Origin of the sequence: Mesorhizobium sp. CO1-1-8 (genome assembly GCF_020164875.1) — a bacterium.
Lineage (GTDB): Bacteria > Pseudomonadota > Alphaproteobacteria > Rhizobiales > Rhizobiaceae > Mesorhizobium.
Genome location: NZ_JAIUGZ010000018.1, coordinates 85,565 through 109,910, shown reverse-complemented (window position 1 = coordinate 109,910; position 24,346 = coordinate 85,565). Strand labels below are relative to the sequence as shown.

23 protein-coding genes are annotated in these 24,346 nt (G+C 63.6%); 12 read left to right on the top strand and 11 right to left on the bottom strand.

The window, feature by feature from the left end; all coding sequences use genetic code 11:
• Positions 1-21 precede the first annotated feature (21 nt).
• Positions 22-4,812, bottom strand: a complete 4,791-nt coding sequence (locus tag LB558_RS27940; protein WP_224700491.1) for an NAD-glutamate dehydrogenase — start codon at positions 4,810-4,812, stop codon at positions 22-24.
• A 134-nt stretch (positions 4,813-4,946) separates the two neighbouring features.
• Here LB558_RS27940 and LB558_RS27935 point away from each other — a divergent pair, with 134 nt between their 5' ends.
• Together LB558_RS27935 and LB558_RS27930 are read left to right on the top strand one after the other, a co-directional pair.
• Positions 4,947-5,510 (top strand): peroxidase-related enzyme, encoded by a 564-nt coding sequence (locus tag LB558_RS27935; RefSeq protein ID WP_224700490.1) that lies wholly within the window; start codon positions 4,947-4,949, stop codon positions 5,508-5,510.
• Between the two features lie 136 nt (positions 5,511-5,646).
• Entirely contained in the window at positions 5,647-5,973 is a 327-nt protein-coding gene (locus LB558_RS27930) for a hypothetical protein (RefSeq protein WP_224700489.1), read from the top strand.
• Between the two features lie 9 nt (positions 5,974-5,982).
• On the opposite strand, the gene LB558_RS27925 is transcribed toward LB558_RS27930, so the two are convergent.
• Positions 5,983-6,597: a LysE family translocator gene (locus tag LB558_RS27925; RefSeq protein ID WP_224700488.1), complete on the bottom strand. Its 615-nt coding sequence runs from the start codon at positions 6,595-6,597 to the stop codon at positions 5,983-5,985.
• A gap of 395 nt (positions 6,598-6,992) precedes the next feature.
• Here LB558_RS27925 and LB558_RS27920 point away from each other — a divergent pair, with 395 nt between their 5' ends.
• Complete coding sequence (locus LB558_RS27920) at positions 6,993-7,619, top strand: DUF1062 domain-containing protein (protein WP_224700487.1); 627 nt, start codon at positions 6,993-6,995, stop codon at positions 7,617-7,619.
• 56 nt (positions 7,620-7,675) lie between these two features.
• On the opposite strand, the gene typA is transcribed toward LB558_RS27920, so the two are convergent.
• Complete coding sequence (typA, locus tag LB558_RS27915; RefSeq protein WP_224700486.1) at positions 7,676-9,505, bottom strand: translational GTPase TypA; 1,830 nt, start codon at positions 9,503-9,505, stop codon at positions 7,676-7,678.
• A 197-nt stretch (positions 9,506-9,702) separates the two neighbouring features.
• Between typA and LB558_RS27910 the strand changes: the two genes are divergently transcribed.
• Positions 9,703-9,984, top strand: a complete 282-nt coding sequence (locus LB558_RS27910; protein ID WP_224700485.1) for a hypothetical protein — start codon at positions 9,703-9,705, stop codon at positions 9,982-9,984.
• 41 nt (positions 9,985-10,025) lie between these two features.
• Here LB558_RS27910 and LB558_RS27905 read toward each other — a convergent pair whose 3' ends face one another.
• Both LB558_RS27905 and LB558_RS27900 read right to left on the bottom strand, forming a co-directional pair.
• Positions 10,026-11,600: an alkaline phosphatase D family protein gene (locus LB558_RS27905; protein ID WP_224700484.1), complete on the bottom strand. Its 1,575-nt coding sequence runs from the start codon at positions 11,598-11,600 to the stop codon at positions 10,026-10,028.
• 141 nt (positions 11,601-11,741) lie between these two features.
• Positions 11,742-13,025: an MFS transporter gene (locus LB558_RS27900; protein WP_224700483.1), complete on the bottom strand. Its 1,284-nt coding sequence runs from the start codon at positions 13,023-13,025 to the stop codon at positions 11,742-11,744.
• A 74-nt stretch (positions 13,026-13,099) separates the two neighbouring features.
• Here LB558_RS27900 and LB558_RS27895 point away from each other — a divergent pair, with 74 nt between their 5' ends.
• Together LB558_RS27895 and LB558_RS27890 are read left to right on the top strand one after the other, a co-directional pair.
• On the top strand, positions 13,100-13,717 hold the full coding sequence (locus LB558_RS27895) for a TetR/AcrR family transcriptional regulator (protein ID WP_224700482.1): 618 nt from the start codon (positions 13,100-13,102) through the stop codon (positions 13,715-13,717).
• Between the two features lie 45 nt (positions 13,718-13,762).
• On the top strand, positions 13,763-14,356 hold the full coding sequence (locus tag LB558_RS27890) for a hypothetical protein (protein WP_224700481.1): 594 nt from the start codon (positions 13,763-13,765) through the stop codon (positions 14,354-14,356).
• Positions 14,357-14,365: 9 nt separating this feature from the next.
• Here LB558_RS27890 and ppa read toward each other — a convergent pair whose 3' ends face one another.
• The 6 genes from ppa to LB558_RS27860 form a co-directional block, all read right to left on the bottom strand.
• Positions 14,366-14,899 carry an inorganic diphosphatase gene (ppa, locus tag LB558_RS27885; protein ID WP_013528997.1) on the bottom strand — a complete coding sequence of 178 codons (534 nt, stop codon included), beginning with the start codon at positions 14,897-14,899 and terminating at the stop codon, positions 14,366-14,368.
• Between the two features lie 111 nt (positions 14,900-15,010).
• Entirely contained in the window at positions 15,011-15,517 is a 507-nt protein-coding gene (locus LB558_RS27880; protein ID WP_013528996.1) for a GNAT family N-acetyltransferase, read from the bottom strand.
• 239 nt (positions 15,518-15,756) lie between these two features.
• Complete coding sequence (locus tag LB558_RS27875; RefSeq protein WP_224700480.1) at positions 15,757-16,395, bottom strand: TPM domain-containing protein; 639 nt, start codon at positions 16,393-16,395, stop codon at positions 15,757-15,759.
• Positions 16,396-16,401: 6 nt separating this feature from the next.
• Positions 16,402-17,280, bottom strand: a complete 879-nt coding sequence (locus LB558_RS27870; protein ID WP_224700479.1) for a TPM domain-containing protein — start codon at positions 17,278-17,280, stop codon at positions 16,402-16,404.
• Between the two features lie 4 nt (positions 17,281-17,284).
• Positions 17,285-18,109: a TPM domain-containing protein gene (locus tag LB558_RS27865; protein ID WP_412033504.1), complete on the bottom strand. Its 825-nt coding sequence runs from the start codon at positions 18,107-18,109 to the stop codon at positions 17,285-17,287.
• 27 nt (positions 18,110-18,136) lie between these two features.
• On the bottom strand, positions 18,137-18,775 hold the full coding sequence (locus LB558_RS27860; RefSeq protein WP_224700478.1) for a LemA family protein: 639 nt from the start codon (positions 18,773-18,775) through the stop codon (positions 18,137-18,139).
• Between the two features lie 163 nt (positions 18,776-18,938).
• Here LB558_RS27860 and LB558_RS27855 point away from each other — a divergent pair, with 163 nt between their 5' ends.
• The 6 genes from LB558_RS27855 (at position 18,939) to LB558_RS27830 (ending at position 24,231) form a co-directional block, all read left to right on the top strand.
• Entirely contained in the window at positions 18,939-19,190 is a 252-nt protein-coding gene (locus LB558_RS27855; protein WP_224700477.1) for a hypothetical protein, read from the top strand.
• Positions 19,191-19,203: 13 nt separating this feature from the next.
• Positions 19,204-20,088, top strand: a complete 885-nt coding sequence (gene pdxY, locus LB558_RS27850) for a pyridoxal kinase PdxY (RefSeq protein ID WP_224700476.1) — start codon at positions 19,204-19,206, stop codon at positions 20,086-20,088.
• Positions 20,085-20,855 carry a DUF429 domain-containing protein gene (locus tag LB558_RS27845; RefSeq protein ID WP_224700475.1) on the top strand — a complete coding sequence of 257 codons (771 nt, stop codon included), beginning with the start codon at positions 20,085-20,087 and terminating at the stop codon, positions 20,853-20,855. The genes pdxY and LB558_RS27845 overlap by 4 nt, the downstream gene beginning before the upstream one ends.
• Before the next feature lie 148 nt (positions 20,856-21,003).
• Entirely contained in the window at positions 21,004-21,648 is a 645-nt protein-coding gene (locus tag LB558_RS27840) for a carbonic anhydrase (RefSeq protein WP_224700474.1), read from the top strand.
• Positions 21,645-22,079: a nuclear transport factor 2 family protein gene (locus tag LB558_RS27835; RefSeq protein ID WP_224700473.1), complete on the top strand. Its 435-nt coding sequence runs from the start codon at positions 21,645-21,647 to the stop codon at positions 22,077-22,079. Before LB558_RS27840 ends, LB558_RS27835 begins: the two co-directional genes overlap by 4 nt.
• A gap of 97 nt (positions 22,080-22,176) precedes the next feature.
• On the top strand, positions 22,177-24,231 hold the full coding sequence (locus LB558_RS27830) for a M3 family metallopeptidase (protein ID WP_224700472.1): 2,055 nt from the start codon (positions 22,177-22,179) through the stop codon (positions 24,229-24,231).
• The last annotated feature ends 115 nt before the right edge of the window (positions 24,232-24,346 follow it).

Here is a 24,346-nt window from a genome sequence, read left to right as displayed (position 1 = left end):
CGTGTGCTGATCGTCGGCGGTTCACATCCCCGTCAGATCTGTCATCAGCCCCGACGCCACCGACAGCCGCGACACGGTGATGTCGCCGCCCTCGGTCAACGCCTGCAGCCGCTCGCGGATGCGCGCCACCCGATCGCCGCCGGCTTCCAGCCAGGCCGCCACCGGATCGGCCGTGTTGGCATGGCCGGTGAGTGCCGCCACTGCGATACCGCGCCGTGCCGCGCCGATCGTGTCGGTGGCACGCGACAGAGCGAGCTGGTCGTAATAGTCGGAAGGCGTGATCGAGCGTGCGGCGTCCTCTACACGCGGGATGCGAAAGGCATCGCTGACGGCGAAGAACGCCTTGGCCGCGGTGACGATGTCGGCGCCCGCGGTGCGCGCCGTCAGCGCGATGTCGGGGATGAGTTCCGCCACCTCGCTCAGCGCCAGTTGTTCGGCCAGCCTTTCCGGCGCGCCGGCCTTGAACAGCCCGTGCCGCTTCTCCTCGATCCGCTCGCGTGAAAAGGCCGGCAGCAGCGAAACGAGCTTGGGCTCCAGCGCCTTGCGGGCTTCCTGCAACTCGGCAATGCGCTGGCTAAGGGGTGCGGTGCCGGCATCGTTCTTGAGATACCAGCCGCTGGTCACATAGATCAGCCGGCTGACCATCTGATAGAGATCGAGTTGCACCTGGCCGTCGATCTGGTTGTCGAGCGCGTCGATCTCGCGATAGAGCGCCGGCAAGGCAAAACCGTCGCGCACCATCGCGAAGGTCCGCACCACGTCGGCGGCGGTGCGCCCCGTGGCTTCCTGCAGCCGGTTGACGAAGGACGGGCCGCCGCGATTGACCAGATCATTGGCGACGACCCGCGTGATGATCTCGCGGCGCAGCCTGTGGCCATGGATCTCGGCGGCGTATTTCTTCGCCATCCGCTCGGGGAAATAGCCCATCAGGTCGCGATCGAAATGCGCGTCATCAGGCACGTCGCTGGCGACGATGTCGGAAAACAGCACGATCTTGGCATAGGCGAGCAGCACGCCGAGTTCGGCCCTGGTCAGCGGTTCGCCAAGCGCTTCGCGCTCGGCAAGCGCTGCCGGCGACGGCAGCGTCTCGACGGCGCGGTCGAGCAGGCCGCGCGCCTCCAGCGCCGTCATGAAACGGCTCTGATGCGCGATGTCGGCCAGGCCGCGCTTGCGGGCGATCGAAAGCGCCAGCGTCTGCTGGTAGTTGTTGGACAGCACCAGCGAGCCGACCTCGTCGGTCATCTCGGCCAGCAGCTTGTTGCGTGCCGGGCGCGCCAACGACCCCTTGCGCATGGCGGACGCCAGCGCGATCTTGATGTTGACTTCGACGTCGGAGCAGTTGACGCCGCCCGAATTGTCGATGGCGTCGGAGTTGCAGCGGCCGCCATTCAGGCCAAACTCGATGCGCGCCCGCTGCGTGACGCCGAGATTGGCGCCCTCGCCGATCACTTTCGCCCGGACGTCGAGCGCGGTGATGCGAATGGCATCGTTGGCGCGGTCGCCGACCTCGGCATTGGTCTCGGTCGATGCCCGCAAATACGTGCCGATACCGCCGAACCACAGAAGATCGACCGGCGCCTTGAGGATGGCGGTCATGATCTCGACCGGCGTGGCGGTGGTCTTGGCCAGGCCGATCGCCGCCGCCGCCGCCGCCGGCAGGGTGATCGATTTCTGGTTGCGCGAGACGATGATGCCGCCTTCCGACAGTTTCGTCTTGTCGTAGTCCTGCCAGCTCGAACGCGGCAGCGCGAACATGCGCTCGCGCTCGGCCATCGAGGCTGCCATGTCGGGATCGGGATCGATGAAGATATCGCGATGGTCGAAGGCGGCGATCAGCCGGGTTTTCGGCGACAAAAGCATGCCGTTGCCGAACACGTCGCCGGACATGTCGCCGACACCGACGACGGTGAAGGACGAGGTCTGGATGTCACGGTTGATCTCGCGGAAATGCCGCTTGACCGCTTCCCAGGCGCCCTTGGCGGTGATGCCCATCTTCTTATGGTCGTAGCCGGCCGAGCCGCCGCTGGCGAAGGCGTCGTCGAGCCAGAAGCCGTGCTTCTCCGAGATCGCGTTGGCGGTGTCGGAGAAGGTCGCAGTGCCCTTGTCGGCGGCAACGACGAAATACGGATCGTCCTGGTCGCGTCTGATGACGCCGGCCGGCGGGATGACACCATCGAGACCGATATTGTCGGTGATCGACAGGAGGCTGGACACGAAATTCTTGTAAGCCGAGGTGCCGGCCTCGAAGATCGCGTCGCGACCGGCGCTCATTGGCAGCTTCTTCGGATAGAAGCCGCCCTTGGCGCCGACCGGCACGATGACGGCATTCTTGACCTGCTGTGCCTTGACCAGGCCGAGCACCTCGGTGCGGTAGTCCTGGGTGCGGTCGGACCAGCGCAGGCCACCGCGCGCCACCGGGCCGAACCGCAGATGCAGGCCTTCGACCTCGGAACCGTAGACGAAGATCTCCCGCCACGGCCGCGGCGCCGGCAAGCCCTCGACCGCATGCGAGTCCAGCTTGATCGCCAGAGACTGGCCCTTTTCTTTCGTATCGGCAACGAAATGATTGGTGCGCAGCGAGGCTTCGATCAGATTGAGATAGCGCCGGATGATGGTGTCGTCGTCGATGTTGGGAACGTCTTCCAGCGCGTCCTTGATCTTGGCCTTGAGGTGCTTTGCGGCCACCACGCCTTCGGTCTCGGCTGTTGGACCAAGCCGGGCGATGAACAGCGCATGCAGGCCACGCGCGATGTCGGGATAGCGGTTGAGCGCGGCGGCGATGAAATCCTGGCTTTGCGGAATGCCCACTTGCTGCAAATAGCGGCCATAGGCGCGCAGGATGGTGATCTCGCCAGACCACAGGCCGGCGGTCTGGGCGAGGCCATTATAGCCGTCATTGTCGACGTCGCCGCGCCAGACGGAGAGGAATGCGTCCTCGAACAACGCGCCGCCATCGGTCAGGTCGATCGGCTTGCCGTAGCTGTTCTCCAGTTCCATGTCGTGAATGAAGACTAAGCTGGACTGGTCGTCGCCGACCTCGAAGGTGCGTTCGCTGATGACGCGAAAGCCGATGTTTTCCAGCACCGGCACCCGCCGCGACAGCGCCACGGGGCTGCCATGGTGATAGATTTTCAGCGCCGCCTGATGCGGCTTCTGCTCGACATGGCGATAATAGTCGATGGCGATCGGATTGCCGGCGCTGATCTTGGCAATGCGCCCGGCGTCAGTCAGCGCCACCGCCGCGCTGAACGAATCGCGATAGCTTTCCGGCAGCCGCGCGGCGATCGCCTTCAAAGCCTGGTCGCCGCCACTGGCCTCGGCCGCATCGGACAGGGCGTCCTCCCAGGTGCGCACGATGTCGCGGATCGCCGCCTCTATCGTCGCTTGCTCGACCTTCGGCGTCTTGCCGCCGGAGCGGCCGATGATGAAGTGCACGCGCGCCAGCCCGCCCTCGGGGAAGGCCGGGTAATAGGCCGACAGTCGGCCTTCGAACACGGTCTTCAGATAGGAACCGATCTTCTCGCGCACCACGCTGTCGTAACGGTCGCGCGGCACGAAGACGAGGATCGAGACGAAACGGTCGAACTGGTCGGCGCGCACCAGCGCCCGCACACGCGGCCGCTCGATCAGGCCCAGAATGGCGGCGGCGTGCTTCCTCAGGATCGGCACCGGCACCTGGAACAGCTCGTCGCGCGGATAGCTTTCCAGCACGTTGATCAGCGCCTTGCCGGAATGATCGTGCCGGTCGAAGCCGGACTTGGCGATGATGGTTTCGGCCTTGGACCTGAGATACGGGATCTTCATCACCGAACGCGTGTAGGCGGTCGAGGTGAACAGGCCGACGATGCGCAATTCGCCCGCGAGCGTGCCCTTGGCGGTGTAGGTCTTGACGCCGATATAGTCGAGATAGATGCGACGGTGCACGGAAGACTTGGCATTGGCCTTGGTGACAATCAGCGGCTCCGGCCCATGCAGGAAGGCGCGGATCTCCGGCGTCGTCGTCACCGCTTCGGTGCCGCGCCTCAGCACCAGCACGTCGGGATCGGACAGGATGCCGAGGCCAGGCTTTTCGGCGCGCTCCAGCGTGCCGCTTTCCTCGCCGCCGGTGTATTTGAACTCGCGCATGCCAAGGAAGGTGAAATTGTCGTCGCGCAACCACTCCAGGAAGGCGATGGCCTCGGCAACGCTCTTCTTGTCGAGCGGCACGGCCGAATAGCGGAATTCGGAGATCGCCTGATCGAGGCGGGCCAGCATCGGCCTCCAGTCGTGGACGGCGGCATGAACCTGACCGAGGATCTTGCGCAGTCGCTCGCTCAATCCGCTCGCCTGCTCGGATGTCAGCCGCGGGATGTGGACATGGATGACGCTCAGCCGGTCGTGGCTGCCATCGTCCTTGGCGAAATTGCCGTCGCCGAGGATTTCGTCCACGCCGCCCTTCCCGTGGCGAACGACGATGACCGGATGGGTGACCAGGGTCGGTTCGCCTGATGTCTCGGTGATCTCGCCGAGGATGGAATCGAACAGGAACGGCATGTTGTCGTTGACGACCGTGACAACTGTCATCGGGCGGCCGTCTCGCACAACGCCCGAATCGGCATCGACGGCGACGACGCACTCGCCTTTCCTGTGAATGGCGACTGCCTGGCCGGCGAGATCGGCGGCACGTTCCAGGTCGGCCACATCGTAGGGAGCAATGTCTTCAGCTGGCGCGCGGGCGAGCAGATAGTCCGCAAGCCTGGCTGGCCTTTCCTCCGCTTTAATCGCTGCCGTGGCTTTTTTCTTCGGCTTGCTCGCGGATTTCACGCTGGCCATGACGCACTTCCCTCCCGTCAATGCTTTTACGACTATGGTAGCAGATGACCGCTGTTTGGCGACAAAGGTTTGACGGCTTGCAAAGAAATATCAGAATTCGGCAACAAGCATCGCCCAACGAGGAGAAATGATCCATGACCGGCAAAATCAGCGCGCTTGACCTTGGCCAGGGAGAGCTGAGCGAGGCGACGAAAACCTATTTCGCCAAATGCGAGGAGAAGCTCGGCCTCGTCCCCAACGTGCTCAAGGCCTATGCCTTCGACGACAAGAAGCTGCGCGCCTTCACCGACATGTATAACGATTTGATGCTGGGTGAGTCCGGCCTGTCGAAGCTGGAGCGCGAGATGATCGCGGTCGCCGTCTCCTCGATCAACCATTGCTACTATTGCCTGACCGCGCACGGCGCTGCGGTGCGGCAGCTCTCAGGCGACCCGGCGCTCGGCGAAATGATGGTGATGAATTTCCGTGCTGCCGATCTTTCGCCCAAGCAGACCGCGATGCTGGAATTCGCCGTCAAGCTGACCAAGGAGCCGTCCAAAATCGTCGAGGCCGACCGGGCCGCGCTGCGCAAGGCCGGCTTCACCGACCGTGACATCTGGGACATCGCCTCGACCGCTGCCTTCTTCAACATGTCGAACCGGGTGGCCGCCGCAATCGATATGCGGCCGAACGACGAATACCACGCAATGGCGCGGTGAGGCTCGACGGCTTGAACCCAGCCATGCCTTATATTAGCAATTTTGCATTCTCGTTGCTTGTTTGCCGGTTTGGTCCGATGATCGGCAGGCGGCATGACCGCATGTCGGTTCGATGCCGCTGATCAGGGAGGAGAACATGGCGAAATTTCTCTACATCTATCACGGCTCGGGCAAGATGCCGACGACCGAGGTGGAGCGTAAGGCGATGACAGACGCCTGGACAGGCTGGTTCGGAAAGATGGGCTCGGCCGTTGTCGATCAAGGCAATCCTGTCGGCATGTCGAAAACGGTGCTGCCCGGTGGCAAGATCGAGAACAATGGCGGCAGCAACCCGACCGGCGGCTACTCGATCATCGAAGCGAAAGACATCGACGACGCTGCCAGCAAGGCCAGGGACTGTCCGATCCTGATGGAGCCGAACTGCAACGTCGAGATCGCGCCGATCATCAACATGATGGGCTGACGCTTCGGCTCACGATCGCGCCGCGATGGCCGCGGCTGCGCCGGCCATCGTCGTGGCGCTGATGCGGTTGGCGATCTTCATGGCGCGCTTGCTCTTCAAGAGCTTGCGCGCCTGCGATGCGGCGAGCACCCAGGCGAGGTCGATGGCGACCAGCACCACGGCCATGGTCGCCGTCAGTTCGACCCAGCCGACGATGCTGACCGAAGCGAGGTCGATGATGGTCGGCAGCAGCGCCAGGTAGAACATCATGATCTTGGGATTGCCGAGCGTCACCGCCATACCGGTGAAGAACAGTTTTATCGCCGAATCCTCGCGTGGCATCTCGCCCTCTTTTGCATCGACAGGCGCGGTCCACATCTTCCAGGCGAGGTAAGCGAGATAGGCGACGCCGACCCATTTCACGACGACGAAGGCGAGATGGAAGGTCTGCGCCACGACAGCCAGGCCGAACACCGCCAGTGACAGCCAGATGGCCTCGCCGATCCACATAGCGAGCAGGAACGGGAACACGTCGCGAAACCCTTTCGAGATAACGCGCGCGACGAGCGCCGCGATCGACGGACCGGGCGAACCGGCGGCAACGAACAAAGCGGCGGCGAAGATGAGCAGCGAGGTGAGGTGCATGGGCCAGGATCTCGGTTCAAAACCATAGATATCAGACATTAGCGCAAGTGGCTCAGCTGCGGTAGCACCGACAAAGACGCTTGTCGGTCCGGCATCTCGCAGCTAGAAAGGCTGCCGCGAAACAATTTTGAGCGTCACTTTGCCTACGTAACCGCCGGTCTCGTCAACTCCCCCGACACACTGCATGACGCCGCATTCGCGGTGTCTGTTTTCATTTTCATGTGTTCTTCTGGGCGGCGGTTCGAGACCGGTTTGGCACTGCTGAACCGCGTCGCGCGGCTTTTGCCCCGTGACACCCGATTTCCAAAAACCGCAGCCTCTCGCCACGCCGTGCCCGCATGGGCATCTCGACATCGCCGGCCTGATGAACTTCCCGACGGGAAGGGCTTATCGGCATGTCTGGATTTCTGCGTATCCACTGGGGGATCGCGCCCAAAACCGCACCTCGACCGCTCATCAACTGCAATCGCTGCGGCACTGTGAAGGCTTATTGCAGCAGCGGGAAATTCCGTGTCAACGCCAATGGCAAACGCATCGATGTGTGGCTGATCTATCGCTGCATCGACTGCGACAATTCCTGGAATTTCGGCATTTTCGAGCGCTGCAACCGCCGCGACATCGACCCGGCGCTGCTGGCGGCGCTCGAATGCAATGATCCTGCACTCGCCCACCGTCATGCCTTCGATGTAATCGCGTTGCGCAACCGGATCGGGCGCGTCGAGGAATTCGCCGATGTCAGCGTTCACAAGCGCAGGCTCGGCGACACCAGGGAAGCCGCGGCCGTGTTGGAACTCCAGCTTGGGCTCGAAATGCCGATATCGCTGCGACTCGACCGGCTGCTCGCCGGCGAACTCGGCATCTCGCGATCACGGCTTCAGGCGCTGGAGGAGAAGCGGCTGCTCATCGTTGACCCGGATGGAGCAAAGGCCCTGCGCAAGCCGGCTCGCGCGGGGATCACGATCCGCATCGATCTGGCCGGCGAGGCCGATCGGCAGGCCATCATCGCGGCTGCCGGTGGATGAACGAAAAAGGGGCGGAGCACTGGTTTGCTCCGCCCCTTCTTTGGAAATAAAGAAGCTTACGCCGCGCCGACCACCTTGGCCGACTTCTCGAAGCGCTTGCGCTCGTTCGGATCGAGATAGAGTTTGCGCAGACGGATGGTCTTCGGCGTCACCTCGACCAGCTCGTCGTCCTGGATCCAGGCCAAAGCCTTCTCCAGCGTCATGCGGATCGGCGGCGTCAGCTTGACCGCCTCGTCCTTGCCGGCGGCGCGGATGTTGGTCAGCTTCTTGCCCTTGAGCACGTTCACTTCGAGATCGTTGTCTCTGGAATGGATGCCGATGATCATGCCCTGATAGACCTTGACGCCGGGATCGATGACCATCGGGCCGCGGTCTTCCAGGTTCCACATGGCGTAGGCCACCGCCTCGCCCTGCTCGTTGGAGATCAGCACGCCATTGGTGCGGCCGGGCAATTCGCCCTTGTAAGGCTCATATGCATGGAACAGCCGGTTCATCACGGCGGTGCCGCGCGTGTCGGTCAACAGTTCCGACTGGTAGCCGATCAGGCCGCGCGTCGGCGCGTGGAAGACGATGCGCTGGCGGTCGCCGCCCGATGGGCGCAGCTCGACCATCTCGGCCTTGCGCTCGGACATCTTCTGCACGACGACGCCGGCATGCTCCTCGTCGACGTCGATGACGACTTCTTCGATTGGCTCGAGCAGGTCGCCATTTTCGGCCTTCTGCATGACGACGCGCGGACGCGACACGGCAATCTCGAAACCCTCGCGGCGCATCGTCTCGATCAGCACGGCCAGCTGCAATTCGCCACGGCCGGAGACGAAGAACGAATCCTTGTCAGGTGATTCCTCGATCTTCAGCGCGACATTGCCTTCGGCTTCGCGCAGCAGGCGGTCGCGGATAACGCGGCTGGTCACCTTGTCGCCTTCGGTGCCGGCCAGCGGACTGTCGTTGACCAGGAACGACATGGTCACGGTCGGCGGATCGATCGGCTGCGCATGCAGCGGTTCGCTCACGCTCAGGTCGCAGAACGTGTCGGCGACGGTGCCCTTCGACAGGCCGGCAATGGCGACGATGTCGCCCGCCTGGGCTTCTTCGATCGGCTGGCGCTCGAGGCCGCGGAAGGCCAATATCTTCGAAATACGGCCGGTTTCGATCTGGGTACCGTCATGGTGCAGCACCTTGACCGGCTGGTTGGCCTTCAGCGTGCCACTCTCGATGCGGCCGGTGATGATGCGGCCGAGGAACGGATTGGCTTCCAGGATGGTGCCGATCATGCGGAACGGGCCGGGATGAACGGTCGGCTCCGGCACATGCTTGATGACGAGGTCGAACAGCGGCGCCAGTTGCTGGTCCTTCGGTCCTTCCGGATTTTCCGAAACCCAGCCATCGCGGCCTGAACCGTACAGAATCGGGAAGTCGAGCTGCTCGTCGGTGGCGTCGAGCGCGGCGAAAAGGTCGAACACCTCGTTGACCACCTCGACATGACGGGCGTCCGGACGGTCGATCTTGTTGATGACGACGATCGGCTTCAGGCCGACCTTGAGCGCCTTGCCGACGACGAACTTGGTCTGCGGCATCGGCCCTTCGGCGGCATCGACCAGCACGATGGCCGAGTCCACCATCGACAGGATGCGCTCGACCTCGCCACCGAAATCGGCGTGGCCGGGGGTGTCGACGATGTTGATGCGGGTATCCTTCCAGTCGACCGAGGTCGCCTTGGCCAGGATGGTGATGCCGCGTTCCTTTTCGAGGTCGTTGGAATCCATGGCGCGCTCGGCGACGCGCTGATTGTCTCGGAAGGAGCCGGACTGCTTCAAAAGCTGGTCGACCAGCGTGGTCTTTCCATGGTCGACGTGCGCGATGATCGCGATATTACGAATTTTCATGTTCTCGTCTCGGAAGCGTTGCAGGCAGCAGGCCAAAAGGCGCTGCCTCTTTCGGTTGCGCGGCTCATACAGGGTTTTTCGCAGTTGCGAAAGAGGAGGCGCGTCACCAAATACTCATCAAATCTTAAGCATCTGCGTGTGAGATGATTTCGTTAACCAAGGCGGGAACCTTTCAGGGCCCGGGCAGTTCGAACGTCATGACCGATAAACTCAACCGATTCTGGCCGCTCATCGCGTCCGTCGCCTTCGCCGTCCTGCTGGCGGCCAACGCCGCGCAGTCGGCCGCGACGATGAAGGAATCACGGCCTGCCTTGCCCTCGGAGGCACAGTCGGCCGAACAGATTTTCGCCGACGCGCCCGACGGCGTCGACCCGGTGGTGACCGGCCCGGTCAGCGCCGCCTTCAAGCAGCGGCAGGACACCGCCAACTGCGACAGCGCCGTCTGGCCGAATATCCCCATGGTCTGCTACCCGGACTAGGAGACTTTACCCCTTCCCTTTGGAAGGGCGAAAAGGCGCGCTTATGCCGACCGCACTGGGTCGAGCGTCACCTTGTAGAGTTCGTTGTCGTCGCGATCCATCAGCCGCACCGTCATCTGCTCGCTAGCGCCTGAAATATCGACCAGCCCGAAGAATTGCAGACCAGCCGAGGGCGGCAGGTTCTGTCCCTGTTCGGCGGTCGGCGCCTTGATGAACTTCAGCTCCGGACCGAACGTCATGTCGAAATCGTTCGGCCCGAACGTTCCGGCATGGATCGGACCCGAGACGAATTCCCAGAACGGATTGAAATCCTGGAACTGCGCCTTGTCCGGGTTGTAGTAATGCGCGGCCGTGTAATGCACATCTGCGGTGAGCCAGACGGTGTTGCTGATGCCGGCATTCTTGATGAAGCGCAGCAGGTCGGCGATCTCGAGCTCGCGCCCTTTTGGCAGGCCATTGTCGCCATTGCTGACCGCTTCGGCGCCGACCTTCTTGGTGCCATCGTCCCAGACGACGAGGCCGAGCGGCATGTCGGCGGCGATGATCTTCCAGGTTGCCTTGGAATTCGCCAGTTCGCGCTTCAGCCATTTCGTCTGCTGTTCGCCGAGCATGCGCGATTGCGGCGTCATCTCGTCCTGCATGTCGGGACCGTTGGGGCCGCGATAGGAACGCATGTCGAGGAAGAACACGTCAAGCAGCGGTCCATAAGCGATCTTGCGATAGACGCGGCCGGGCTCGGACGGTTCGTAGCGGATCGTCGTCATCTCGTGGAAAGCGCGCGCCGCACGGGCCGCCAGCACGTGGATGGATTTTTCCGTATAGCGGCTGTCGGCGCTGAGATCCTTCGAATCCGACCAGTTGTTCAGCACTTCATGGTCGTCCCACTGGTAGAAGGTCGGGCAGATGGCGCTGAGGCCGAGCACGTTCCTGTCCATCATGTTGTATTTCCACTGGTCCCGGTACTCGTCCAGCGTCTCGGCGACCTTGCGCTTGCCGTCGATCAGCACGACGTTCTTCCACTTGCCGCCGCCGGGCAGGTCGACCTCGTCCTTCATGGCGCCGTCGGCATAGATGGTGTCGCCCGAATGCAGGAAGAAGTCGGGCGTGTGCTTGCCGATCGTGGCATAGGTCTTCATGCCGGTCTCGTCGATGCCCCAGCCCTGGCCGGCGGTGTCGCCCGACCAGGCAAAGCGGATGTCGCGCTTCGAGGCCGGCGCCGTCCTGAAGCGGCCGGTGATCGGCTCGGAAACGGCGTTGATGTCGGCGAGATCGGCTGCCGTCATCCGATAGAAGATGTCCTGGTCCGAAGCGAGGTCGGTGAGCAGGCGCTTGACCGTGTAATCGCTGGCCGGCGAGGTATCGAGTGGCGCCAGGCGCGTTGCATTGGTGAAATTCTCCGTCGACGATACTTCGAACATGACGCGTGACGGGCGGTCGGTGCGCGTCCACACCATGCCGCTGGTTGCGTCGACATCGCCTGACTGGACGCCATGGGTGAAGGCCGGCCGCTGGCTGGCGCGCGAATAGTAGGGCAGCGCCAGGCTCGAAACGCCGGCCAGGCCAACGGCGCCGGCGGAGGTGACGAAAGCGCGGCGGGTCATCGAGAGCTTGTTCATGGCTGTCTCCTGGGTGGCTTGAACGTTGCCACCAAGGTCCAGCGTCAATGTTTCAGGGACATCTCGGGATGATGAAGTTTTTCTGACGATCAACAGGCGGGTGATCTCCCCTCGAGGGGAGATTAGCGCCCGCCGCCGCGCCTACGCCGCCTGCGGCTCCGGCTCGAATGCCGGCTTGCTGGTGTTGATCAGCAGCGAGATACAGGCGGCGGCAATGGCCGTCATGCCGGCAATCAGGAAGGCCAGTTCGTAATTGCCCTGCAACTCGCGCATGGTGCCACCAAAGGCGGCGGCTGTGGCCGCACCGATCTGGTGGCCGGCGACGATCCAGCCGAACACGATCGGCCCGCTGCGGTCGCCGAACGCCTCATTGGCGAGCCTCAGCGTCGGCGGCACGGTGGCGATCCAGTCGAGGCCGTAGAGCACGGCGAAGATGATCAGGCTGGTCGCCGAGAAGCCGGAATAGGGCAGGTAGATCAGCGACAGGCCACGGATGCCGTAATAGACGCCGAGCAGCTTGCGCGGGTCGTAGCGGTCGGTGAGCCAGCCTGACAATGTCGTGCCGATCAGGTCGAAAATTCCCATCATCGACAGCAGGCCGGCGGCCTGCACTTCGCCGATGCCCATGTCGCCGCAGAACGCGATCAGATGCGTGCCGACCAGCCCGTTGGTGGTGAAGCCGCAGACGAAGAAGGTGGCGAACAAGTACCAGAACACCCTTGTGCCGGCAGCGCGGCGCAGCGTGTTGAGCGTGTGCGCGAGGAAATTGCCTTGCGACGCGGGCGATGTCGGCGGCACATCGTCAGCCGCGGCGCCATAGCGCACCATGCCGATCGATGCCGGCCGCTCCGGCACCAGCAGCCAGACCAGCGGTATCAGGGCAGCGGTCGCGATCGCGACCGCTATGACAACCGGCTGCCAGCCGCCCGACTGCGCCAGAGCGGCGATCAGCGGCAGGAACACCAGCATGCCCGAGGCGCTGGAGGCCGACATCAATCCCATGACAAGGCCGCGATTGGTCTTGAACCAGCGGTTGACGATAGTGGCGCCGAGCACGCTGGCGACAGCACCGGAACCAATGCCCGAGAACACGCCCCAGGTGATGAACAGATGCCACGGCTTGGTCATCAGCAGGCTGAGCGCGGTCGAGCCCGACATCACCACCAGCGAGGCCAGCAGCGTGCGGCGCAACCCGATGCGCTCCATCAAGGCTGCGGCAAATGGCCCCGTCAAACCGTAAAGCAGAATGCCGACACCGGCGGCCAGCGAGATGATGTCGCGGCGCCAGCCGAAACTGTTTTCCAGCGGCAGCATCATGACGGCGGGAGCGGATCGCAGACCGGCCGCGACCAGCAGGCAGAGGAAGATGACGCCAACCACGACGAAAGCGTAGCGCTGGCCAAATGGGCGGGATTGAGCTATCATGTTACTGACCGGTACGTTGCAGGACGGGAACATGTATACGTACCGATCGGTAACATTGTCAATCGAGTGACACGATGCCAACCGACAAGAATATTGAACTGACCATCAGCGATGGTCATGCATCCGCTCCGCCGAAGGCCGCCAAGAAGATCCTCGATGTGGCCTATGACCTGTTCTACCGGCGCGGCATCAGGGCGATCGGCGTCGACGAGATCGTCAAGCGTGCCGGCGTCACCAAGCCCAGCCTTTACCGTAGCTTTCCGTCCAAGGACGAACTGGCCGCCTCCTATCTCAGGCAGTACGATCTTGAATATTGGGAGCGTTTCGACGACGCGGTCGCCGCTCATCCCGGCGACCCGCGCGCGCAGATCAAGGCTTTCCTGACCCGCATCGGCAAGCGCACGCAGGTGGCGGACTATCGCGGCTGCGGCATGACCAATGCGGCGGTCGAATATCCCGACCACAGCCATCCGGCCCGCGTGGTCAGCGAGGCCAACAAGCAGGAATTGCGCCGTCGCCTGCGCGCCATGGCGGTTGAGATGGGCGCGCAAGACCCTGACACGCTCGGTGACGGCCTGCTGCTGCTGATCGAGGGCGCCTATATCAGCGGCCAGTTGTTCGGGCTCGGCGGCCCGGCGCAAGCGGTTGCCCGCAACGCCGACCTGCTGATCGAAGCCAGCTTGAAGAAATAGCGTTTGGCGCTACGCTGCGGCGGCTTGCAACGGAGATTGACCGCCATGCGTGCCATTCTGATCCCGCTTGTTCTGGTCGGTCTCGGTCAAGCGGCGCAAGCCGATGGCATTTCCAGCGCTTACACCGATCTGGATTCGAAAAAGGACTGCGTGACCTACGCGCAGGCAGAAGAAGGCGACGGCGACTGGGCCGAACTCGCCTGTTCGGGCTATCGGGGCTATCCCGTGCTGATCGCCTATGACGACGCCCGTGAATCGCTGTTCTACGGCTTTCCGCCCGGCGGCGACATGACGACGGTCTGGGAAAGCTTTTCCGGCTTCAATTCGTCCGGAGCCAAGATCGAATGGCGCATCGAGACCAAGGGCGACAAGGCAGTGCCCTATGCCGCGATCCATCGCCGCTCGATCAGCAATCCCGAGGACGAGAAAAAGCCGACCGAGGTGCTCCTCGTCGCCAAGGTCGGCCAGATGGACGCCCGCGACGGCTGCACGGTCGGCCTGGTGCTGGCCACCGGCAATCCCGCCGCCAACGACCAGGCGCGCAAGCTTGCCGACGACAAGGCACGGACCTTTGCCTGCGGCAAGGACAGACACGCCGTCATCGGCAAAGTGCCGGCTTTCGGCCGGGTCGACAACTGACCGATCGGGCTACTTGCTCGCCTTGGCCCGCTCGATCGCGTCGACGATCATCTTCTTGGCATATTTGGAATCGTGCCAGCCTTCGATCTTGACCCATTTGCCGGGCTCGAGATCCTTGTAGTGCTCGAAGAAGTGCTGCACCTGCTGGCGCGTGATGTCGGGCAGCTGAGTGTATTCGGTGACGTTCTCGTAGCGCAGCGTCAGTTTTGGCGACGGCACGGCGATGATCTTCTCATCCTGGCCGGCATTGTCTTCCATGATCAGCACGCCGATCGGCCGCACGTTGATGACGCAGCCCGGCACCAGCGCGCGCGTGTTGCAGACCAGCACGTCGATTGGATCACCGTCGCCTGACAGCGTGTGCGGCACGAAGCCGTAATTGCCGGGGTAGCGCATCGAGGTGTGCAGGAAGCGGTCGACGAACAGCGTGCCGGCCTCCTTGTCCATCTCGTACTTGATCGGCTCGCCGCCGATCGGCACCTCGATGATGACGTTGACGTCCTCAGGCGGATTCTTTCCGCTGGCTATGGCTTCGATCCGCATGGCTTAATCCCTCTCTCGATGGACGATCGATAGCGGGCGGCGCGTCATGGTGCAATGCGGCGAATGGTGCTGGGTGCGAATGGAACGCCCAATTGCCGAAAGGTCGGGCTGTCATTCCCAGACGAAAGCGACCTTCTTCAGCGCCTTCTGCTCGAAGATCTCGACGCCTTCCGCAACGTCGCGGCCACCGGCACCGGCATAGAAGGCAAGCGCGTTCTGGTTGTCCTCCAGCGCCCAAACCACCATGCCTTTCAGCCCGTGATCGGCCAGCCGCGCTTTGGCCGCCGAAAACAGGCGGCTGCCGAGCCCGATGCCCTGATATTCCGGACGCAAGTACAATTCATAGATTTCGCCTTGCTGCCTGAGTTCACGAGCGCGGTTCTTGCCGATCGTCGCATAGCCGGCGATCTTGCCGCCGATTTCGACGACGAGAACGGTGGCGGCGCGGCGAATCGCATTCGCCCACCAGTCGGCGCCTCGACGGTTGATCATCGATGTCAGGGTCCGGTGCGGAATGATGCCGGAATAGGCGCCGCGCCAGGCCTCCAGATGCACCTCGGCGATGGCACTGGCATCGCGCGGGTCGGCTTTCCGGATGTCGATCGTCAGCGTATTCATGATTTGTTAACCATAAACCCGCATCGCCCGATTGCAAGAGTCCGGGCGGCCCGCCGGCTGCTTTCTCACAGGCGATCATGACACTGATGACATCAGGCAAAGTCTGCTTGAAAACGCGCTCAGCCGAGGCGGATGGCATGGCTTTCGAGAAGCGGCGCGAAGCGTACTTTTGTGCGTGAGCACCGGAAGCGCACAAAACCGCGTCAAGCGGCCGGCTGATAGCGTTTGCAGGCGGGCTTTCAGATTTCGACGAGATGGTCGTCAAGTTCGTTGCTGTCACCCGCTGTGACCGGGAAATGCTCGGCCAGCACCGCACCAACCTGCTCGATCGCCTTGACGAAGCCGTCGGCAAGCCGGTCGTCGCCGGCATGCGCGGTAAGGTCGCGCACGACGCCATCCCAGACATGCTGGCCGACCTTGGCATCGATGCCCGAATCGGCGACCACTTCGGCATAGCGCTCAGCGATCGAGACGAAGACCAGCACGCCGGTTCGCGCCGTGGTGCGGTGGACGTTGCGGGCGAGGAACTGCTTGATCGCGTTGGCGTGCGCCGCCTGGTAGCGCAGCCGCCTCGGCACCAGGTGGATGCGCAGGCCGGGCAGCGCCCACAACAAGGCCAGCACGCAGGCAAGCGCCAGAAGCTGGGCGAGTACGAGATGCGGCAGCCGGATCGATAGCCACCAGGCCTCCAGGCCGTAGCCGACCGCCAGGCTGACGATCAGCATGCACACGGTCGCCATGAAGGCGGCCGGGAAGAAATAGCCGTCGCTGGCATGCGCCACGACGCAGTAGATTTCGCCGTCGGTTTTCTCCTCGGCGGCGCGGATCGTGGTTGCGATGCGCTCATGATCCTGCGGGCTGATTGGTCGTATTGCCATGATCTCTCACCAGCTTCCTGAAGAACCGCCACCACCCGACGAGCCGCCGCCACCGGAAAACCCGCCACCGCCGCTTGACCCCGAGGACCAGCCGCTGCCCGAACCCGAAGACCAGCCGCTGCCCGACGACGAACCGGTTGTCCAGCCACTGCCCGAGTACCCGCTCGGCCCGCGGCCATAACGAAACGTCATGCCCAGCCATTTGTACACGCCGGGCGACAGCTTCGTGCCGAACATCGGCGGCAGGAACGCCATCGCCATCCCGCCGAAAAACATCGTCGCCCACAGGGTCAGGAACACGGCAACGATCGGATCGATGGACGTGCTGTCATCGGCGGGATTGCGCTTGCCTCGCGCTTCCAGCTCCTCCGGATTGCCTTCCAGCACCATGACCATGTCATCGACGGCTTTGCTGATGCCGCCGGAGAAGTCCCCGGCGCGGAAGGCTGGCACCATGTCATTTTCGATGATGAGCTTGGTATGCAGGTCGGTGAGCGTACCTTCCAGCCCATAACCGACCTCGATGCGCATCTTGCGGTCGTTCGGGGCAACCAGCAGGAGCACGCCATTGTTCTCGCCCGCCTGGCCAAGTTTCCAAAAGCGGAACAGCCGGTTGGCGTAGGGCTCGATCTCCTCGCCATCGAGGTTGGGGATCGTCGCTACGACGATCTGGTCGGAACCTTTTGTCTCGAAATCGGCGAGCTTCCGCGTCAGCGCCGCCTTGGTCGCGGCATCGATGATGCCGGCATTGTCGACAACACGGCCGGTCAGCGCCGGCAGGTCGGCGGCGTAGGCCATGACGCATGAGAACAGCACGACCGCAGCAATCAGGACAGCCGAGGCGAGGCGGTCGCGTTTCGACAGGCTGATGCTGGGTATCGTCATGCCGTCACCAGCTTCCCGACGAGCCGCCGCCGCCGGACGAACCGCCGCCGCCGGAAAAGCCGCCACCGCCGCTTGACCCCGAAGACCAGCCGCCGCCGGAACTTCCCGACGACCAGCCGCCTCCGGAGGACCGCCGGCTTGGCTCGAAGGTCATGCCGAGCCAGCGATAGCGGCCGGGACCGAGCTTCTGGCCGAAGATCGGCGGCAGGACGGAGACCGCGATGCTGCCGAAGAAGATGATCGCCCAGATGCTGATGAAGACGGCGAAAAATAGGTCGTCGGAATCAAAGGGGGCCTGCTGGTTACGCTCGCCGCGCGCCTCCAGCTCCTCCGGATTGCCTTCCAGCACCATGATCATGTCGTCGACGGCCTTGCTGATGCCGCCGGAGAAATCACCGGCGCGGAACGCCGGCACCATGTCGTTTTCGATGATGAGCTTGGTGTGCAGGTCGGTCAGCGTTCCTTCCAGCCCATAACCGACCTCGATGCGCATCTTGCGGTCGTTCGGGGCCACCAGCAGCAGCACGCCATTGTTTTCCTTCGCCTGGCCGAGCTTCCAGAAGCGGAACAGCCCGTTGGCGTAAGGCTCGATCTCCTCGCCATCGAGGCTCGGGATCGTCGCCACGACGATCTGGTCGGAGCCTTTTGTCTCGAAATCGGCGAGCTTCCGCGTCAGCGCCGCCTTGGTCGCGGCGTCGATGATGCCGGCATTGTCGACGACACGGCCGGTTAGTGCCGGGAGATCGGCGGCGAGGGCCGAGAACGGCAGCACAAGGACGAGGAGGACGACTGCGACAAGACGAATGACGCGCCGCCTCTCACCGGCCAGCAAGATCACGACGTTCAGCCCCGACGATCACCCGCCCTGCTTCGTGCCGAAGTCGACCTTCGGCGGTTGCATCTTGTCTTCGTCGACGGTGAAATTGGCGAAAGGCTCGTTGCCGCGGAACCAGAAGGTCGCCCACAGCACCGAGGGGAACGTCCTCAGCGTCAGATTGTAGTCCCTGACCGCCTGGATGTAGTCCCGCCGCGACACCGCGATGCGGTTCTCGGTGCCTTCGAGCTGGGCTTGCAGCGCCAGGAAATTCTGGTTGGCCTTGAGGTCGGGATAGGCTTCCGAGACTGCGATCAGCCGCGACAGCGCGCTGGTCAGCCCCGCCTGGGCATCTTGGAACTTCTTCAGGGCTTCGGGATCCTTCAGCGTTTCCGGTGTCACCGTGATCTGCGTTGCCTTGGCGCGCGCCTCGACCACCGCGTCGAGCGTATCCTTTTCATGCGACGCATAGCCCTTGACCGTCTCGACCAGGTTGGGGATGAGGTCGGCGCGGCGCTGATACTGGTTCAGCACCTCGCTCCATGCCGCCCTGGCGTTTTCTTCCGCCGTCGGGATGGTGTTGTAACCGCAGCCTGCAAGCAGCGGCAGCACGATCGCCATCATCAGGAAGGCGGGCAGCGTGCGGAACGTGGACGGCGAGGCAAGGCGCTGGGCAAACATGATGGGGTCCCTCGGTAGAAGTTGCACGCGAAGCATTACCACAATCAGCGCGCAAGAAAACCGCCCGCGCCGGCAGCCCCGCGCCTGGCACGCCCGATGCCGCTGCAAGGCTCTGTGATTGGCCGTGCGAACGCGATAAGGTCCGGCAAAACGGGACATCATCATGGCGGAACGCCAGGACAGCGAGAAGGAATCGCGCCGTATCCTCGAGCGCATTGCGCGCGAGACGGATCCGGCCGGCAACTCGTTTGTATCGCGGGCCGCGAAAGGCATGCACGATCACGTCACCGCGGCCGATGCCGATCGTGCCGATCCGATCGAAGTCTGGGGCACCCGCTTTGGCCGCACGCTCGGCCTGCTGCTGGCGCTGGGCCTGATGGTCTGGCTCGTGCTTTACGTCATCCGGGGCAGTTAGGAATCAAACGACAATGAGCGCCGAACAAACCGACGCGCCGCGTGCGGTCATCGTCATTTCCAGCCATGTCGCGCGCGGCTCGGTCGGCAACCGTGCCGCCGTCTTTGCGCTGGAGACCCTGGGCTTCCCTGTCTGGGCGGTGCCGACCGTCATCCTGCCCTGGCATCCCGGCCATGGACGGGCAACACGGATCGTGCCGCCGCTCGACCAGTTCAAGGCGCTGATGGCCGATCTCGAGCGGGCACCATGGCTGGGTGAGGTCGGCGCCGTGTTGTCCGGTTATCTCGGCGAGGCCGGCCAGGCCGAGGCCGTCGCCTCGCTGGTCGCCGCGGTGAAGGCAAGGACGCCCGGCGCCGTCTATATCTGCGATCCGGTCATGGGTGATTCGGGCGGCCTCTATGTGCCCGAGCCAACCGCCATCGCCATGCGCGACCGGCTGATGCCGATCGCCGACATAGCCACCCCTAACCGCTACGAACTGGAATGGATGGCCGGCGCGCCCCTGCCCGACCTGAAATCGGTGATCGCGGCCGCACTCCATGCCGGGCCATCGACCATGCTGGTCACCTCGGCGCCGTCGATGATGACGGGCGGCACCGGTAACCTGCTGCTCGATAGCAGCCAGGCGCTGCTTGCCGAGCATCGCCTGATCGACAAGCCACCGAATGGCCTGGGCGATCTGACGGCGGCCGTCTACCTGGCACGCATCCTGTCCGGCCAGCCGGCGATCAAAGCGCTTCAATCGACCACGGCGGCGGTCTACGAGATCCTGGCGCGCACCGCCAAGCGCGGCGGCGACGAACTGCAGCTCGAAACCGATGCGCAGAGCCTGTCGCATCCGATGGCGATGGTCCAGCTTCGCCACCTCACGCATCCGGGGCGGGGCCGCCGGGCGTGACATCGACTGAGGCCGTGCTTGTCGGCGTCGACGGCTGCAAGGCCGGCTGGATCGCCGTCCGGCGCATTTTTGGCATGGCACCGTCGGTCGGTGTCTTTGCAACTTTCACCGCCCTGCTAGCATCCCTTCCCGAAAACGCTGTCATCGCTGTCGACATGCCGATCGGCCTGCCCGAATTTTCGGGCAAAGGGGGGCGCGGCCCCGAAGCGCTGGTGCGACCGCTGCTCGGGGCACGCCAATCCAGCGTCTTCTCGATCCCCTCCCGTGCAGCGCTCTATGCGGACACCAACGACTTCACCACCATCGAAGCCTGGTATGCCGCGCACATCAGGGCAAGCGAGGTGGCCCTGACCACATCCGATCCGCCGCGCGGCGTCTCGATCCAGGCGTTCGGCATTTTTGCCAAGATCCGCGAGATCGACGCCCTGCTGATCGCGCGACCCGATTTGCGCGGCCGCGTGTTCGAATCCCATCCGGAAGTCGCTTTCTGCCGGTTGAACGGCGATCAGGCCATGCAACTGCCGAAGAAGATCAAGGGCAGCATCAATCCGGCCGGCATGGCGGAACGCAAGGCGCTGCTCTGCCGGCACGGCTATGAGAAGGACTTTCTCGACCAGCCGCCGCCCCATGGTGCCGCCACTGATGACTTCCTTGACGCAGCCGCGATGACGCTGATCGCCGGTCGCATCGCCGGCGGCGAGGCGCAGCCGTTTCCCGACCCGCCGGGCCGCGACAGCTTTGGCATTCCCGTCGCCATCTGGGCGTAACGCTGTTGGCCAAGGTTGCGCTCGATGCATGGCATTTCTAGCCAGACCTCATAATTCTGCATTGCTCGCGACCGGCTTTTGCCGCTAGAGCCTCTCTAGACCGCAACGAGCTGCCGCATCCAACCCGGAAAGGCTCCAGACGCCGCCCATGTCCCATCTCCCTGAACATCTTCTCACCGGCTACCGCAATTTCATGAATGGCCGCTATCTCACCGAGAGCGGACGCTATCGAGATCTCGCTCGCGAAGGCCAGGCGCCGGAGACGATGATCGTCGCCTGTTGCGATTCACGTTCGGCGCCCGAGGCGATCTTCGACGCCGGGCCCGGCGAACTCTTCGTGCTGCGCAATGTCGGCAATCTGGTGCCGCCCTATGCTCCCGACGGCGAGTTCCATTCGACCTCGGCGGCGCTTGAATTCGCCGTGCAGAGCCTCAAGGTCAAGAACATCGTCGTCATGGGCCATGGCCGCTGTGGCGGCATCCGTGCCGCGCTCGACACCAATTCCGCGCCGCTGTCGCCGGGCGACTTCATCGGCAAGTGGATGAGCCTGATCGCGCCGGCGGCCGAAACCGTCTCCTCCAGCACCTTCATGACTGCGTCGGAGCGCCAGACCGCGCTGGAGCGCATCTCGATCCGCTATTCCATCGCCAACCTCAGAACCTTTCCCTGCGTCTCGATTCTCGAGGGCAAGGGGCGACTGTCGCTGCATGGGGCCTGGTTCGATATCTCGACCGGCGAACTCTGGACGATGAACAAGGAGACCGGCGATTTCGAACGGCCGGATCTGGGATGAAGACAACGGCGCGCAAGGTGGTGAACATCCGCTCGACCGCTTTGACGGCGGCCGCGCTGCTGACAGCGATTATTGCCGCCCGCGCCGATGATCGTGCCCTCATCAGCCGCTGGTATTCGGCGCTGCTGGTCGCCGACCGCACCGAACTGTCCGACCTGCTCGCCGACGATGTCCGCATCAAGCTGGACGACCTCGGCATCGTGCAAAGCAAGCAGGAATTCATCGCTTCGATCGACGAATGGAAAGGTGCCGTTGCCGGTGCGGCGATCCGGCACAGGATCGAGAAGAGCGATGATGGCGTCACCACTGTGGTCGCCTGCTACGATTTCCCCAACAACGACATGCTGATGCAGGAAACCTTCGCGGTCACCGACAATCGCATCACCGCCAGTTCGCAAGCGGCGATCGCCGAAAACTGCGACGGCTTCTGAGGGCGATATCGGCCAAATCCGCATATTGCGGGTCCGCCGGCCGCGCCCTACATCGGGTACGACCCACCTGCCTGCCCCCACCAACGAAAGACTGTCCATGCCTTCCACGAAAGCCGTCGACCTCGCCGCCCATCCGCTGACCGCGTGGCAGGGGCCGCTCGGCCTGCCCGATTTCACGCGCATTGGCGACGGCGATTTCTCCCCGGTCTTCGACGCGGCGCTGAAGGCGCACGAGGCCGAGATCGAGGCGATCGCCGGCAACAAGGATGCGCCGACCATCGAGAACACGCTTGCCGCGCTGGAACTCGGCGGCGAAGCACTCGACCGCGTCTCATCGATCTTCTGGTGCCGCGCCGGCGCCTACACCAATGACACGATACAGGCGCTCGAGCGCGACATCTCGCCGAAAATGTCCCGGCATTTCTCGGCGATTTCGATGAATGAGAGGCTGTTTGCCCGCATCGACGATCTCTACCAGCGCCGTGAGAGCCTGAAGCTCGACGCCGAGAGCCTTCGGGTGCTGGAAAAGACCTGGAAGGGTTTTGTCCGATCCGGCGCCAGGCTCGACGCCGACGGCAAGAAGCGGCTGGCCAGGATCAGCGAGGAATTGTCCTCGCTCGGCACAAGTTTTGGCCAGAATGTGCTCGCCGACGAGAGCGACTGGGCGCTGTTCCTCGACGAGGCCGACCTTGCCGGCCTGCCGGATTTCGTGAAAAGCTCCATGGCCGAGGCCGCCGAAATGCGTGGCCAAAAGGGCCGCTATGCCGTCACTCTGTCGCGCTCGATCTATGAGCCGTTCTCGACCTTCTCCGAACGCCGCGACCTGCGCGAGATCGCCTTCCGCGCCTTCACCATGCGCGGCCAGAATGGCGGCGCCACCGACAACACGAACGTGGTGCGCGACATGCTGCGCCTGCGGGCCGAAAAGGCAAAGCTGCTCGGCTATGCCTCTTTCGCCGCGCTGAAGCTCGATGACACCATGGCCAAGACGCCGAAGGCGGTGCACGCGCTGCTCGATCCGGTGTGGGAGAAGGCGCTGGAGAAGGCCGCAAGCGACCAGACCGAATTGCAACGGTTGGCGACGGAGGCCGGCAGCAACGAAAAATTCGCTGCCTGGGACTGGCGCTTCTACCAGGAAAAGCTGCGCGCGGAAAAATTCGCCTTCGACGAGGCGGAACTGAAACCCTATCTGCAGCTCGACCGGATCATCGATGCCTGCTTCGACGTGGCGACACGGCTGTTCGGCATCACCTTCGAGGAGAAGAAAGGCATCGCAGCCTGGCACCCCGACGCCCGCGTCTTCGTGGTGAAAAATGCCGACGGCAGCGAGCGCGGCCTGTTCCTCGCCGACTATTTCGCGCGGCCGTCAAAGCGTTCCGGCGCCTGGATGAGCGCGCTGCAGTCCGGCTACAGGCTCGGCCACGGCTCGAAGCCGGTGATCTACAACATCATGAACTTCGCCAAGCCGCCGGTGGGCGAGCCCGCCCTGCTGTCGGTCGACGAGGCGAAGACGCTGTTCCACGAGTTCGGCCATGCGCTGCACGGCATGCTGACCGACGTCACTTGGCCGTCGGTCGCCGGCACCTCGGTCAGCCGCGATTTCGTCGAACTGCCCTCGCAGCTCTACGAGCACTGGCTGACCGTGCCGGCGGTGCTGGAAAAGCACGCTTTGCACGTCAAGACCGGCAAGCCGATGCCCAAGGCACTGCTCGACAAGATGCTGGCCGCGCGCACGTTCGGCGCCGGCTTCGCCACGGTCGAATTCACTGCCTCGGCGCTGATCGACATGGCCTATCACGCCCGGCCGGATGCGCCGGAAGCGCCGCTTCGTTTCGAAGCCGAAACGCTTGAGAAGCTGCACATGCCGAACACCATCGCCATGCGCCACCGCACCCCGCATTTCGGCCATGTCTTTTCCGGCGACGGCTATTCGGCTGGCTACTATTCCTACATGTGGTCGGAAGTGCTCGACGCCGATGCTTTCGCCGCCTTCGAGGAAACCGGCGACCCCTTCAACCCGGCGCTCGCCGAGCGGCTGCGCAAGAACATTTACGCCGCCGGCGGTTCGAAGGACCCGGAAGAACTCTACACCGCCTTCCGCGGCAAGATGCCGTCACCGGAAGCGATGATGGCCAAGCGCGGGTTGGTGTAGCAGGGGGTAATCTCCCCCCGAGGGGGAGATGGCCGCGAGCGGCCAGAGGGGGTCAGCCAGAGGGGGTCAGCCCGACCGGGCTCGGCCTCCTGCGGTAGAAGAAGGTTAGCGCTTC